The sequence below is a fragment of the Mesorhizobium sp. CA10 genome (genome assembly GCF_020165285.1).
Lineage (GTDB): Bacteria > Pseudomonadota > Alphaproteobacteria > Rhizobiales > Rhizobiaceae > Mesorhizobium.
The window spans coordinates 109019-122438 of sequence record NZ_JAIUHV010000011.1 but is presented as its reverse complement, the minus strand read 5'-3'; the positions used below and the strand labels follow the sequence as shown (position 1 = coordinate 122438).

The following is a 13420-nucleotide window of genomic DNA, read 5'->3' as shown; positions in this document are numbered from 1 at the left end:
GGGCCGTCAATCTTCAAGCCGAGCGGCCGTCGAACTCGAACACTTCGATGCCGGCGATGTCGACGCCGTCGAGGCAGTTGATGTTGATATAGGCGGACCGTTCGTTGCCTTGGCCGACGTCCTCGGCAAAGGGGTGCATGCCGCATGTGCGGCAGAATCGGTGCGCGATTTGAGCCTTGCCGAAGGTGTAGCGGCCGAGGTCGTCGCCCCAGGCGACCAGATTGAGCTTTTCGTGCGGCACGGCCCACAAAAGCGCGCCCTTGCGCCGGCAGATCGAGCAATTGCAGTGCACGGCCATGCGGAGCTCGCCTTCGACCTCGAACGCCACCTTGCCGCAGTGGCAGCTGCCTTTGTACAGCATCAGCATCTTTCCATCGCTGGCAGGGTGCAAAGGCACACTTGCCGGGTTATCTCTTCGCCGGCCAACTAGAGCATGATGCCGAAAAGTGTGAAGCGGTTTTCGGACGACATCATGCTCTACTTCTTTGATTTAGAGGCGGATTCAGATTTCAGGTCGATACGACCTGAAATCATCCGGCTCTAGGCCGCACGCTTAAAAGACGTTGCAATTTTGCAAGGCCTGACATCGAAAATGCAATCCATCCGCGACCGTCTCGAAATCATCCTGTCACGTCTTGCCAATCGTGCGGCCGACGAGAAGGTCTTTACGAAGCTCTATGCCGGGGCCGCGCGGGCAGCCGCCGATGCGTCCGATGCCCGCCGCAAGGCCGGCGTCAGCCTTGGGCCGCTCGACGGGCGCATCGTTTCAATCAAGGATCTGTTCGACGTCGCCGGGGAGCCGACGACGGCCGGATCGCTGATCCGCGCCAGCGCCGAACCGGCGGCGCGGGACGCGGCGATCGTGCAGAGGCTGCGCCAGGCGGGCGCGGTCATCCTCGGCAAGACCAACATGACCGAGTTCGCTTTCACCGCGATCGGCGACAATCCGCATCACGGCACACCGGGCAACGCTGCCGATGCCGGCTTGATCCCGGGCGGCTCGTCATCTGGAGCCGGCGTTGCGATCGGCGAGGGCACAAGCGACATCTCGATCGGTTCGGACACCGGCGGCTCGGTGCGCATCCCCGCCTCGCTCAACGGCGTTGTCGGCTTCAAGCCGACGGCGCGGCGCGTGCCTTTGACGGGAGCCTTTCCGCTGTCGATGACGCTGGATTCGATCGGTCCGCTTGCCCGCAGCGTCGCCGATTGCGCGATCGCCGATGCGATCATGGCGGGACAAGAGCCCGCCGGTCCTCAGCCGGGCTCGCTCGCCGGCCTGCGCGTCGGCATTCCACGCGGCGTCTTGTTCGGCGAAACGCAGGCGAAGGTCGCCGAAGCTTTCGAGGTCTGCATCGACAGGATCGGACGAGCCGGCGCCCGCGCCGCCGATTTGTCCATCGACGATCTTATCGCCGAGATGCGCGCAGCAACCGAGCGCGGGACGATCGCGTCCATGGAAGGCGCGGAGGTGCATGCCGATTGGCTGGCGGGCGGCGCCTCTGTGCCGGTCGATCCGCATGTCACCGGGCCATTGGCGCGCGCGCTGGCTGTCCCTGCCTCGGCCTACATCCGGACGATCCGCCGGCGCGCCGAGCTTGTGGCGGCCATGGCGCAACGGCTGGAGACGGTCGATGTTCTGGCATTGCCGACCGTGCCGATGGTCGCGCCGTCCATCTCCGCCATGGCCGGCGACGAAGCTCTGCGCGACAAGACGGAAGGACTGCTCTTGCGCAACACGCAGGTCGCCAACCAGTTCGACCTTTGCGCGATCTCGCTGCCGATGCCCGGCACGAACCTGCCGGCCGGATTGATGCTGGTGGGCAAACACGGGCATGACAGTCATCTGCTGCGCATTGCCGCCGCGGTCGAGGCTTTGCTTGGCCGGTGACTGCGCAGGCCATCAGGACGCAAGTCCGGAAAGGCTGGCCCGCATCTCAGGTCTACACCGTCGCGATGCTCGCCGCGGAACTATTCGCCGACCGGAAAACGCCGGCGATAGTGCTCGATAACGTCCGGATTGCGCAGATTGACGGGCAGCTTGCCGGCGAGCACCAGCAAGGCCTCGCCGGCGGCGCCGACACCCATGCGCATCATCGATTCCTCGGTGATGCCGGCCATATGCGGGGTGACGATGACGTTGTCGAAGCCGAAATAGGGATGGTTCGGCGGCAGCGGTTGGGTCGCAAAAACGTCGAGCGCAGCGCCGCCGATGCGGCCGGCACGCAGGGCCTCGATCAGCGCCTCATCATCCACCACCGGGCCGCGCGAGACATTGATCAGCAGCGTGTTGGGTTTCATGCGGGCAATGCGCTCTCGACTGATGAGGCCGCGCGTTTCCTGCGTCAGCGGGCAGCAGAGCACGATGATGTCGCTCTGCTCGACCAGCGCGTCGATCGACAGGAAGCCGACACGCTCGGGCGCGGGGCGCAGGCTGCGCGTGGTCGCCACGACATTGAGGTCGAAGCCGTGGGCGGCGATGTGGCCGACGGCCTGGCCGACCGCGCCGAGGCCGACGATGCCGACGGTCTTGCCGGCCAGCTCGCTGGTCGAGTTGGCGTGCTCGCGGCCGGCAAGCCAGCCCTTGGAGCGCAGGTCGCGGTCTATCACGCGGAAGCGCCGCAGCAACGCAAGGGCGGTGAACATCACATGCTCGGCGACCGAGCGGGCATTGACGGCGGGCACGTTCGCCACCAGCACGCCGGCCGCGGTCGCGGCCTCGACCGGGATCATGTCCAGTCCAGCGCCGTGGCGGATCGCGGCGCGCAGGCTCGAAGCACCCGCAAACAGCTCCGGGGGCAGCGGCGCGCGCACGATGACGATGTCGGCGTCGCGGGCCTCGGCGGTCAGTGTCTTGGCATCGAGCGCGGAAGCGATCGCAAGCCGCCCGGCGCCGGCCAGCATCGCCGTGGCGCGTGGGTGCAGCGGATGCGTCGACAGGATCTTGCGCATGGGGTTCCATTTCCGCATTTGTGCGATGCCAAGCTAAACGTCTGGCTGCAAAATGCTCAAGGGCATTTCGCCGTTTCACGGAAACGGAGAACTGCCCTGTTCTGTGGGTTGACGCAGTTTCGGACGGAAGGCTACGGCGAAGGTGCCGAACCTGACCGTCCACACCTTCCTGGAGTTGCTTAAGCCTTTTCGAGTGCCGCGCTTTTCGGCTCCATTCCGCGGCCTTCGATGATCCCCTTCCAGTAGCTCTCGGCGCCCTGCAAATGGGCATTCATGAGGGCCTGGGCGAGGTTGCCGTCGCGGCGCAACAGCGCTTCGTAGATCTGGATATGCTCGGCATGCGAACGCACCGAGCGTTCGGGATCGTTGAAATAGATCGGCAGGCGCTGCTCGCCCATCAGGTAATAAACGCTGCAGATATTGTGGAAGACGCTGTTCTTGGTCGCGCGCACGATCTCGAGGTGGAACTCGCGGTCCTCCTTGGCGAGGCCTTCGCCGGCGGCGATGCGCTCTTCGGAGGCCTTGAGAATCTCGCGCAGGCGCTCGAAATTCTCCTCGGTGGCGCGCGAGCAGGCAAGCTCGGCCGCCTTGATCTCGTGGATCTTGCGCAGCTCGACGGTCTCGTAGATCTGCACAGGGTCGAGCGGCAAGCCGGCGCGGGCGAACAGCGCCAGCGCTTCCACGCTCGCCTGCTTGGTGTCGATATAGATGCCGGATTTGGCGCGCCGCACGACGATGCGCATGGCCTCAAGGATGGCCAGCGCCTCGCGAATTTGGCCGCGGCTGACGCCGAAATGTTCCGCCAGCTCTCGCTCCGAGGGCGTGCGGCCGGACTCCTTGTCCGAGTTGGAAAAGAGATAGGCGGCGAGTTCCGCGAGAAGGTTCTTTTCTTTCATCGTCAAATACGTTGCGCGTGCGCCTCCAGGAATCGCTCGGAGATGGTGAATCCCAATCCAGGCTTTTCAGGGATCGCTATCATACCGTCCTTTGCCTCGACAGTCTCCTCGACGAGGTCATGGATCATCGGGTTGGCGCCGAGCGAATATTCAATGGTGAAGCTGGCGGGTGAGGCGGCACACACATGCAGCCCGGCAAAGAAGCAGGGCGCGCCGGCCCATAGATGCGGCGCGAATCGCAGGTTGAAGGCGCTGGCGATGGTGCCGATCTTCATCGCCTCGCTGATGCCGCCGCAGAAGGCGGGATCCGGCTGGAAGATGTCGGCCGACTTCAGCACAGCCAGATCGCGGAAAGCATAGCGCGTCGCCTCGCTTTCGCCGGTGGCGATCGGCGTCGATCCCGAGGCGCGCACGTCGGCCATGCCCGGCTTATCGTCGGCGGTCACCGGTTCCTCGAACCAGGCAAGGTCGAGATCGGCGGTGAGGTTGATGAAGCGCTTGGCCTCGGCGACGGTATAGGTGCCGTGCGCGTCGACCATCAGATCGACATCCGGCCCGATCGCCTGCCTTGCGGCGCGCACGCGCGCGGCCGAGACATGCGGGGCGCCGTCCATGGCGCCGATGCGCATCTTCAGTGCCTTGAAGCCGCCCTTGGCGATGTAGGATTGCAACTGCTCGCCGATGGCCTCGGCTGAGGCCCAGCCGCCCGAGGCATAGGCCTGCATGCGCTCGACCTTGCGGCCGCCGAGCAGCCGCCACACTGGCTGCCCCAGCGACTTGCCGAGGATGTCCCAGAGCGCGATGTCGACGGCGCTGATCGCCGCCACACTCATGCCGCGCCGCGCCAGCTGCGGCATGGCATGGCCGGCATGCGCCGCCGTCTCATGCCGCACGCCATTATAGAGCATTTCCCAGATGATGCCGATGTCGGCCGGATCGCAACCGATCAGCTGCGGGCCGATCTCGTGATTGAGCATATGGACGAGCGCGCCATAGCTGCCAGCGCTGCCGGCGGCGTTCTTGCCCTCGCCCCAGCCGACAAGGCCGTCAGCGGTCTCGATGCGCAGAATGGCGGCGTCGAACGTCGTCACCTGACCGAAGTCGCTGCGATGCTGCTTCGCGACTTCGATCGGGATACGAACCCACCAGGCCTGGACGCTTTTGATGCGCATGTTTTCCCTTCGGCCCCTCCGCCCGCCGGGTGGAAGGGATAGGTTTCCGATCTGAGGCCTACTTGATCAGCGGCAGCAGCGTTTCGGCAGTGATGCGCATCTGGTCGGTGTAGAATTTTTCCGTGAGCACGCTGGAGCCGTGGTCTTGGATGAATTTGAGCTGCTCGGGCGAGATGTCGACCGGATTGCGCTCGACCATCTCCGGATAGGGCGCCGCAGGCGTGCGGTCGACGGGCGCGACGAACTCGTTGGTCAGCGCGCCGTCATAGCCGACTTCCTTCAACGTGCGCACGATCTTCGGCCAGTCGATCTGGCCAAGGCCGGCTGCGAAGCGGTTGTTGTCAGCGACATGGAAATCGAACAGGCGCTTTCCGACCTGACGGATCGCGTCATAGACGTTAAATTCCTCCATGTGGATATGGTAGGCGTCGAGGCAGACGCCGCATTCGGGGCTCACCGCATCGGCGAGCGCCAGCGCCTGGGCGCCGCGGTTGAAGAGGTAGGTCTCGAAGCGGTTGAGCGGCTCAACGGCGATCCTGACGCCGACCTTCTTGGCATGGCTGAAACATTCGCGCGTGGCATCGACCACCCAGCCCCATTCCTCCGCCTCGGTGCCGTCCGGCACGACCTTGCCGACGGTCGCGGGCACCAGCGTGATGATCTCGCCATCGAGCTCGCTGACCATGGTGAGCACGTCCTTGACGTATTGGACGGACCGCTCGCGCTGGCCCTGGTCCCTGGCGGCGAGATTGCGCTCGCCGAGCATCAGAGTCACCGAGCCCCAGCAGCGGATGCCGTGCTCCTTCAGGAGCGCGCGCGTCTCCTTGGTCTTGTACTGCTCGGGTTCGCCGGAAATCTCGATCGATTCGTAGCCGAATTTCTTGATGCGCTTGAGCGTCACCTCCAGCGGTTCCGCCCGCATCCAATTGTGAGTCGAAAGATGCATGGTCTATCCTTCCCAGAATTCGCCTGTCACATTCTACCCCGCGACGCCTCCAGTAGAGGCGGGCGTATGATTCCTCCCCAAGGCGTTGCCAGCATTTTCCTCGAAACTGGTTCGACCAATTGGGCCCTCCATGACCTCTACAGCAAATTTTCATGCACGGCAACAAGTGGGCGGCTGAAGCTCTATCAGCCGAGCAATAGTCTGATTTTACGTGGTAATTCCACTTATCTGTTTGCAAGCTCGGCTCACCTCCGCGGTTTTCGGCCGCTTGACCGAATTCCGGGATTTGGTAATACCAGAATGGCGCAATGCATAGACGCCGACAGGGTTGACCAAACAGGCTGGCCCTCATTTCAATAGGCGCTATGGTTGGTCGCGAAAACAAACGAGGGAGGATGCCGATGCCGACGACGATGAAGGGCCCCGGCCTGTTTCTGGCGCAGTTCGCGGGCGACGCCGCGCCGTTCAATTCGCTGGGTTCCATCACCAAATGGGCAGCGGGGCTGGGCTACAAGGGCGTGCAGATCCCGACCTGGGACGCGCGCCTGTTCGACCTCGAGAAGGCGGCGTCGTCGAAGGCCTATTGCGACGAGGTGAAAGGCGTCTGCGCGGATGCAGGTGTCGAGATTACCGAATTGTCGACGCATCTGCAGGGGCAACTGGTCGCGGTGCATCCCGCCTATGACGCGCAGATGGATGGATTTGCGCCGCCATCGGTGCACAACAATCCCCCGGCACGGCAAAAATGGGCTGTCGAGCAGATGAAGTTCGGCGCCAAGGCATCGCGCAATCTCGGGCTGAACGCCTCGGTGTCGTTCACCGGCTCGCTCGCTTTCCCTTACCTTTATCCGTTCCCGCAGCGCCCGGCCGGCCTCATCGAGGAAGCCTTCGGCGAACTCGGCAAACGCTGGAAGCCGATCCTCGATGTCTATGAGGACAACGGGGTCGATGTCGGCTACGAGATCCATCCCTCGGAGGACGTGTTCGACGGCGCCACCTTCGAGATGTTCCTCGACGCGGTCGGCGGCCACAAGCGCTGCAACATCAACTACGACCCGTCGCATTTCCTCTTGCAGCAACTCGACTATCTCGAGTTCATCGACATCTATCACGAGCGGATCAAGGCGTTCCACGTCAAGGATGCCGAGTTCAACCCGACCGGGCGGCAAGGCGTCTATTCCGGCTACCAGGGCTGGGTGAACCGTGCAGGGCGCTTTCGCTCGCTGGGCGACGGACAGGTGGATTTCAGCGGCATTTTCTCCAAGCTCACCCAGTACAATTACGATTCCTGGGCGGTGCTGGAATGGGAGTGCTGCCTGAAACATCCCGAGGACGGCGCCGCAGAAGGCGCGCCTTTCATCCAGCACCACATCATCCGGGTGACGGAGAAGGCCTTCGACGATTTCGCCGCCGGCACGACTGATAAAAAGCTGCTGCGGGCGATGATGGGGATTTGACTGCAGCTCCCTTGAGGAGGTTCGGCCGCAGGTCCGGGTGGGGTTGAATCCCAAATCGCAGCGGACTCTTACACCCCACCCGACGCTGCGCGTCGACCCCTCCCTACAAGGGGGAGGGTGAGGAACTAAAGAGAGAGGACAAGAATGGTCGGCGCATCGAAATCGGAAGCGGGAGGCGGCCCGATCCGCTATGGCATGGTCGGCGGCGGGCAGGGCGCCTTCATCGGCGCGGTGCACCGCATCGCGGCGCGCATGGACAACGACTTCGTGCTGGTGGCCGGTGCGCTGTCGTCGGATCCGGCGCGGGCCAAGGCATCGGCCGAAGAACTCGGGCTCGATCCGGAGCGCAGCTACGGCTCGTATGCCGAGATGGCCAAGGCCGAAGCCAAGCGTCCAGACGGCATCGAGGCGGTGGCGATCGTGACGCCGAACAACGTGCATGTGCCGGCGGCGAAAGCCTTCCTAGAGGCGGGCATCCATGTCATCTGCGACAAGCCGCTGGCGACGTCGCTGGCCGAGGCCAAGAAGCTTGCCGCCCTGGTCGAAAAGACCGGCAAGGTGTTCGTGCTGACGCACAATTACACCGCCTATCCGATGATCCGGCAGGCACGCGAGATGGTGGCCAAGGGCATGCTCGGCGATATCCGCATCGTGCAGTCGGAATATCCGCAGGACTGGCTGACCGAGGACCTCGCCGCCACCGGCCAGAAGCAGGCCTCCTGGCGCTCCGACCCCAAGCAGGCCGGCGCCGGCGGGGCGCTCGGCGACATCGGCACGCATGCCTATAACCTGGCTCGCTTCGTGTCGGGACTTGAGCTCGATACGCTGTCAGCCGATCTTGACGCCTTCGTGCCGGGGCGCCAGCTCGACGACAATGTCAACGTGATGCTGCGCTTCAAGCCGGTCGGCAATAAGCATCCGGCCAAGGGCATGATCTGGGCCAGCCAGGTCGCGCCCGGCCACGAGAACGGGCTGAAGCTGCGCATCTACGGCTCCAAGGGCGGGCTGGAATGGGTGCAGGCCGACCCGAACTATCTCTGGTACACGCCGTTCGGCCAGCCGAAGCAGCTGCTCACCCGCGCCGGCGCTGGCGCAATGCCCGTGGCGGCGCGCGTCAGCCGCGTGCCGTCGGGCCATCCGGAGGGCTATCTCGAAGGTTTTGCCAACATCTACCAGGAAGCGGCCCGCGCCATTCGAGCGGCGCGCAGGAAAGGCGGCAAGCCGGCTAAGGATGTGGTCTTCCCGACTGTCGCGGACGGCGTCGAAGGCATGGCCTTCATCGAGGCCTGCGTGAAGTCGTCGAAGAAAAACGGGGCGTGGACGAAGCTGTAGGGACGGCTGCGTCGTCCAAGCGAGTCCCCCGGATTGCCAGCCGAATTGCGAAGAGCAATTCGGGGCAACCCGACCTCTCCCCAAGGGGAGAGGAGACAAGCAACGCCCGCGCCGACCTCTTCTCCCCACCGGGGAGAAGGTAGGCCGCGGAGCGGCCGGATGAGGGGGAGTGTGGCCCGCCAACGCAAATGGCTGGCCGCAAGTTGGGGAGGGGGATGTCGATGAAAATCGGCATGTGCATGTTCTTGTGGACCACCAGCGTCTCGAAGAAGCACGAGGCGCTGCTGAAGGACATCAAGGCGACCGGTTTCGACGGCGTCGAGATACCGGTCTTTGTTGGTGCGCCTGATGATTATAAAAAACTCGGCGAGATGCTCGACCGCATCGGCCTGGAGCGCACCGCGGTCTCGGCCATGGGCGATCCGGCGATGAACCTGATCTCGCCGGACGCCGCCACCCGCAAGGCCGGCATCGACTATATGAAATGGGCGATCGACTGCAGCGCAGCCCTCGGCGCTGACACGCTCAGCGGGCCGCTGCATTCGACGCTCGGCGCCTTTTCCGGCAGCGGGCCGACTACCGCCGAAAAGAAGCGCTCGGTCGCCTCGCAGCGCGCGATCGGCGACCATGCCGGCAAGAGAGGCGTGATCATCGGGCTGGAAGCGCTCAACCGCTTCGAATGCTATCTCGTCAACACCATGGCCGACCTGTCGGAACATATCGACGCGATCGACAGGCCGCACATCAAGGCGATGTACGACACGTTTCATGCCAATATCGAGGAAGCCGACCCGATCGGCGCCTATACAAAGCATCGCCGCAATGTCGTTCATATCCATATTTCGGAGAATGATCGTGGCGTGCCGGGGCGCGGCAACATCCCGTGGAAGGAGACCTTTTCCGCCATCCGCAAGAGCGGTTACGACGACTGGCTGACCATCGAATCCTTCGGCCGCTCGCTCAAGGATCTGGCGGCGGCGACGAAGGTGTGGAGGGATTTCGCGGAGAGCCCGGAGGCGGTTTATCGCGAGGGGTATCGGCATATCAGGGACGGGTGGAAGAAGGCGGCGTAAGCGCCTCTCTGTTCGTCATCCACGGGCGGAGCGGGAGCGAAGCGGACGCGGAGACCCGAGGATCCATTCCGTGACGTCGACGCGCCGCGACGATGCAAGCAGGGGCGCGGGCTGGACCCATTTTTTGAATCGCCGCACTATTCGGCTGACGTCACGGAATGGATCCTCGGGTCTGCGCCGCGTCGCTTCGCTCCTTGCTTCGCCCGTGGATGACGAAGGCGCGGGTAGCCAACGGCAGTGATTGCCCTGCGTCCGTTACCCCTGCGCAGCCTGCAGCCGATTGTAATCATGCAGCGTGCGGCTCAACCTGCGGCGCAGGAAGTTCGAGATGTTGTCGAAGATGAAGACGACGAGCAGCGTCAGCAGCACCATGTAGAAGACGTTGGCCCAGTTGGAATTGGTACGCATCGCTTCCCAGAGCTTCAGGCCGATGCCGCCGGCGCCGACGGCGCCGATGATGGTGGCGCCGCGGGTGTTCGATTCCCACTGGTAGAGCGTCTGGCTGATGAAGACCGGCACCACTTCCGGCAGCACGCCGTAGCGCTGCACCAGCAAGCCGTTGGCGCCGGTCGAAAGCACGCCCTCGCGCGGCTTGTCGTCGATGTTCTCCAGCGCCTCGGAATAGGTTTTGCCCAATGTGCCGATCTCGGTGAAGAAGATCGCGGCGCTGCCGGCCAGCGGCCCGGGGCCAAAGGCGCGGGTGAAGAACAGCGCCCAGATCAGCATGTCGACCGAGCGCATGAAATCAAAGAAGCGCTTCAGCACCTGGCTGAGCAGCCCGCTCGGCGTGATGTTGCGGGCGGCGAAGAAGGCGAGCGGGAAGGCGACGATGCCGCCGAGCAGCGTGCCGAGGAATGCCATGACGATGGTCTGCAGGAGCTTCGTCCAGACATCGCCGTGCTGCCACTGAGCGTTGTTCCAGATGTTGTCGGCAGCCAAAGCGAGGTTCGAGGTGCCCGGCTTGAGCTCTGGCCCGGAGGCGATGAGCGAAATGACCTCGCCGGCCGATTTGCCGAAGAAGGGCGAGCGGGTGTCGAAGACGAAATTTGCCCAGCCGAGGAAGCGCTTGCGCACCTTGACGCGATCGACGGTGACGCGCACCTCGCCGACAAAGCCCATCTTGGCGACGATCTCATCGTCATGGACGGTCACCCAGTCGGGCACCGGACCTGTCACCACCGGCTTGCCGCCGGTGAGCGATACCGGCACCGTCTGGCCGTTGGCGACGATCGTTGCCCTGATCTTGTCGAAGGTGACGGACTTGTCCCGGCCGTCGATCAGGACGGTGAAGGTGCCGTCCGGATTCTTGATCACCCAGTCGGGATCAGGATGCTCGCCGAGCGCCGAGAAGCGCGGGTATTTCGGCGTGATCTCGGGCTGGTCGAGCCGGAATTCCGGCTGCAGGTCGTAGCTGATCCATTGCGACAGGAAGAGCGGCAGGCGCTCCCAGTGCGACTCGCGCAGCACCTGCGGCAGGCTGAAGAACCACAAGGCATAGGCGAGATAGAGCACGGTGCCGGCGATCAGCAGCAGCGGCCAGAAACGCTTATAGGCCGGCCGCTGGAATATCTGCGGATGGCGGTCCTCGATGGCGCTCAGTTCGGAGGCGGTCATGGCGGCCATTTCAAGCGCTCATCAGGAAGGCCTGCTCACCGACGAGCTTGCGGCGCAGCCAGGCGGAGAACTGGTCGACGAGGAAGATGGTGACGAAGAGCAAGAGCACCAGCGCCAGGGTCTTGGCGCCGAAGCCGCGTGAAATGGAAAGCTTCAGCTCCTCGCCGATGCCGCCGCCGCCGACCGCGCCCATGATGGTCGAGATGCGCACGTTGATCTCGATCCTGAGCAGCGTGTAGGACATGAAATTGGGCAACACCTGCGGCAGGTCGGCGAAGCGCACGCGCTCGAACCAGTTGGCGCCGACAGCGCGCAGGCCCTCTTCCGCGCGCATGTCGATGTTCTCGTTGATCTCGTAGAACAGCTTGCCCAGCGCGCCGATCGAATGCAGGCCGATGGCGATGATGGCGGCGACCGGGCCGATCGAGACGATGGCTGCGAACAGGCCGGCAATGACGATTTCGGGGAAGGCGCGCAGCAATTCCATGAAGCGCTTGACGACGAGCCGCAGGACCGGGCTCGGCGTCAGGTTGCGCGCGGCGATGAAGGAGAAGGGAACGGCGAAGACGAAGCCGATGAAGGTCGAGACCAGCGCCACGTTCACCGTGGTCAGCATCAGCTCGAAATATTCGGGGATGTAGAAGCCGCCCCAGATGTAAACGCGGCCAAGCGGGAAATTGAATTCCTGCGTGCCCTTGTCGTTGGGCGAGGCGATGTCGAACAGGGCGCGCCAGACATCGTTCCAGTCCTTCGGGACCAGCCAACTCAGGAAATCGAGGATGTGCGGCAGCCGGTCGAAGAAATGGCCGGCATTGGCCTCGTCGGCGAACCACATGGTCGCGCACATGGCGACAAGCAGCAGGCCGACGCCAAGCGCGGTGTAGAAACGGCGCAGCGATGTCTGGCGCCGCCAGGCATCGGCCTGCTGGCGGGTGGCGTCGGAATGGAGTGTCGCTGATGTCATGATCGGGACATGCAAAAAGGGCGGCGTTTCGAACGCCGCCCTTTTTCCTGATGCCTTTAACCGCCGATGGCGGCTTTGCGGGCTTCGACGATGACGCTGTAGAAGTCAGGCTTCACCGGGACGTAGCCGGTGAAATCACCACCCTCGACGCCTTCGAAGCAGGCCTTGTCCTTGGCCGGCAGCGCGGTGAAGAAAGCGGTGAGCTTGGCGGTCATCTCGTCGCCGAGCGCGGTGCGGACAACCAGCGGGCCGTTCGGGATCAGGCCCGAGCGCCACACTTCGACGAAGTCGTTCGGGTCGACGGCGCCCTTGGCGACTTCCTTGTGGAAGGTGCCGGAGGTGTAGCCGTTCTTGAAATCGCCGATGCCGGAGGAATCGTCCACCGCCACGTCGACCTTGCCGTCGCGCACGGCCAGCACGTTGTTCTCATGGCCGCCGTTGAACTGGGTCGAGGCGAAGTAGGTTTCGTTGGAAGCGCCGGTGTCCTTCGGAATCTGGGTCAGCGGGATCAGATAGCCGGAGGTCGAATCCGGATCGGCATAGCCGAGCTTCTTGCCCTTGGCCGACTTGATGTCGGTGATGCCGGAAGACTTCAGCGCCAGGCCGATCGAGTAGTAGCCGGTCGAGCCGTCGGTCTGCTTGGTGGTGAGGATCGGCGTGACCGCCTTCGGGTCCTTGAGATAGACGCTGGCGTAACCGGAAGCGCCGAGCTCGGCGAAGTCGAGCGTGCCGCCGAGCAGGCCCTGGATAACGCCGTCATAGTCGGCGGCCGGGAACAGCGACACCTTTTCGAAGCCGAATTCCGACTTCAGGTGATCGGCGAGGCACTGGTAGTTGCGCAGGCGGTCGGTCTCGTTCTCACCGCCGAGGATGCCGACGCGGAATTCCTTGATATCAGCGGCATGCGCGGCGCTGGCCGCCATGGCGAGCAGCGAAACCGCCCCAAAAACCATCTTCCTGAACATTTTGTCTCTCTCCTGTTGCTCCGGCTGCGCGCCGGCGGCGTTCTGATTTTTT

The 13420-nt window shown here is 63.9% G+C and carries 12 protein-coding genes; 4 read left to right on the top strand and 8 right to left on the bottom strand.

Going from position 1 to position 13420, the window contains the following annotated elements:
* Window positions 1-13: 13 nt before the first annotated feature.
* Window positions 14-361, bottom strand: a complete 348-nt coding sequence (locus LB535_RS22100; protein ID WP_224633679.1) for a GFA family protein — start codon at window positions 359-361, stop codon at window positions 14-16.
* 231 nt (window positions 362-592) lie between these two features.
* Between LB535_RS22100 and LB535_RS22095 the strand changes: the two genes are divergently transcribed.
* A complete protein-coding gene (locus LB535_RS22095) occupies window positions 593-1888 on the top strand; it encodes an amidase (RefSeq protein ID WP_224633678.1) in 1296 nt (431 codons plus the stop codon).
* A gap of 80 nt (window positions 1889-1968) precedes the next feature.
* Here the strand turns inward: LB535_RS22095 and LB535_RS22090 are convergent, their stop codons facing one another.
* The 4 genes from LB535_RS22090 to LB535_RS22075 all read right to left on the bottom strand — a co-directional run bounded on the left by LB535_RS22090 (window position 1969) and on the right by LB535_RS22075 (window position 5963).
* A complete protein-coding gene (locus LB535_RS22090) occupies window positions 1969-2949 on the bottom strand; it encodes a hydroxyacid dehydrogenase (protein ID WP_224633677.1) in 981 nt (326 codons plus the stop codon).
* Window positions 2950-3128: 179 nt separating this feature from the next.
* Window positions 3129-3845, bottom strand: coding sequence for a FadR/GntR family transcriptional regulator (locus tag LB535_RS22085; protein WP_095769202.1), 717 nt, complete (start codon window positions 3843-3845; stop codon window positions 3129-3131).
* Between the two features lie 2 nt (window positions 3846-3847).
* A complete protein-coding gene (locus LB535_RS22080) occupies window positions 3848-5017 on the bottom strand; it encodes a mandelate racemase/muconate lactonizing enzyme family protein (protein WP_224633676.1) in 1170 nt (389 codons plus the stop codon).
* A gap of 58 nt (window positions 5018-5075) precedes the next feature.
* Entirely contained in the window at window positions 5076-5963 is an 888-nt protein-coding gene (locus LB535_RS22075; protein ID WP_224546195.1) for a sugar phosphate isomerase/epimerase family protein, read from the bottom strand.
* A 401-nt stretch (window positions 5964-6364) separates the two neighbouring features.
* On the opposite strand from LB535_RS22075, the gene LB535_RS22070 reads away from it, so the two are divergent.
* The 3 genes from LB535_RS22070 to LB535_RS22060 all read left to right on the top strand — a co-directional run bounded on the left by LB535_RS22070 (window position 6365) and on the right by LB535_RS22060 (window position 9825).
* Window positions 6365-7420 (top strand): sugar phosphate isomerase/epimerase family protein, encoded by a 1056-nt coding sequence (locus tag LB535_RS22070; protein ID WP_224633675.1) that lies wholly within the window; start codon window positions 6365-6367, stop codon window positions 7418-7420.
* A gap of 144 nt (window positions 7421-7564) precedes the next feature.
* Entirely contained in the window at window positions 7565-8752 is a 1188-nt protein-coding gene (locus LB535_RS22065) for a Gfo/Idh/MocA family protein (RefSeq protein WP_224633674.1), read from the top strand.
* 221 nt (window positions 8753-8973) lie between these two features.
* Entirely contained in the window at window positions 8974-9825 is an 852-nt protein-coding gene (locus LB535_RS22060; RefSeq protein ID WP_224633766.1) for a sugar phosphate isomerase/epimerase family protein, read from the top strand.
* A gap of 255 nt (window positions 9826-10080) precedes the next feature.
* Here LB535_RS22060 and phnE (LB535_RS22055) read toward each other — a convergent pair whose 3' ends face one another.
* The 3 genes from phnE (LB535_RS22055) to phnD are packed head-to-tail and all read right to left on the bottom strand — an operon-like array spanning window position 10081 to window position 13368.
* Complete coding sequence (gene phnE, locus LB535_RS22055; RefSeq protein ID WP_224633673.1) at window positions 10081-11448, bottom strand: phosphonate ABC transporter, permease protein PhnE; 1368 nt, start codon at window positions 11446-11448, stop codon at window positions 10081-10083.
* A gap of 1 nt (window position 11449) precedes the next feature.
* Entirely contained in the window at window positions 11450-12403 is a 954-nt protein-coding gene (gene phnE, locus LB535_RS22050) for a phosphonate ABC transporter, permease protein PhnE (RefSeq protein ID WP_224633672.1), read from the bottom strand.
* Window positions 12404-12459: 56 nt separating this feature from the next.
* Window positions 12460-13368 (bottom strand): phosphonate ABC transporter substrate-binding protein, encoded by a 909-nt coding sequence (gene phnD, locus LB535_RS22045; RefSeq protein WP_095769301.1) that lies wholly within the window; start codon window positions 13366-13368, stop codon window positions 12460-12462.
* Between the last annotated feature and the right edge of the window lie 52 nt (window positions 13369-13420).

Coding starts and splice junctions, on each gene's coding strand:
- LB535_RS22100 (WP_224633679.1), bottom strand. CDS start 361: ATGCTGTACAAAGGCAGCTGCCACTGCGGCAAGGTGGCGTTCGAGGTC.
- LB535_RS22095 (WP_224633678.1), top strand. CDS start 593: ATGCAATCCATCCGCGACCGTCTCGAAATCATCCTGTCACGTCTTGCC.
- LB535_RS22090 (WP_224633677.1), bottom strand. CDS start 2,949: ATGCGCAAGATCCTGTCGACGCATCCGCTGCACCCACGCGCCACGGCG.
- LB535_RS22085 (WP_095769202.1), bottom strand. CDS start 3,845: ATGAAAGAAAAGAACCTTCTCGCGGAACTCGCCGCCTATCTCTTTTCC.
- LB535_RS22080 (WP_224633676.1), bottom strand. CDS start 5,017: ATGCGCATCAAAAGCGTCCAGGCCTGGTGGGTTCGTATCCCGATCGAA.
- LB535_RS22075 (WP_224546195.1), bottom strand. CDS start 5,963: ATGCATCTTTCGACTCACAATTGGATGCGGGCGGAACCGCTGGAGGTG.
- LB535_RS22070 (WP_224633675.1), top strand. CDS start 6,365: ATGCCGACGACGATGAAGGGCCCCGGCCTGTTTCTGGCGCAGTTCGCG.
- LB535_RS22065 (WP_224633674.1), top strand. CDS start 7,565: ATGGTCGGCGCATCGAAATCGGAAGCGGGAGGCGGCCCGATCCGCTAT.
- LB535_RS22060 (WP_224633766.1), top strand. CDS start 8,974: ATGAAAATCGGCATGTGCATGTTCTTGTGGACCACCAGCGTCTCGAAG.
- phnE (WP_224633673.1), bottom strand. CDS start 11,448: ATGGCCGCCATGACCGCCTCCGAACTGAGCGCCATCGAGGACCGCCAT.
- phnE (WP_224633672.1), bottom strand. CDS start 12,403: ATGACATCAGCGACACTCCATTCCGACGCCACCCGCCAGCAGGCCGAT.
- phnD (WP_095769301.1), bottom strand. CDS start 13,368: ATGTTCAGGAAGATGGTTTTTGGGGCGGTTTCGCTGCTCGCCATGGCG.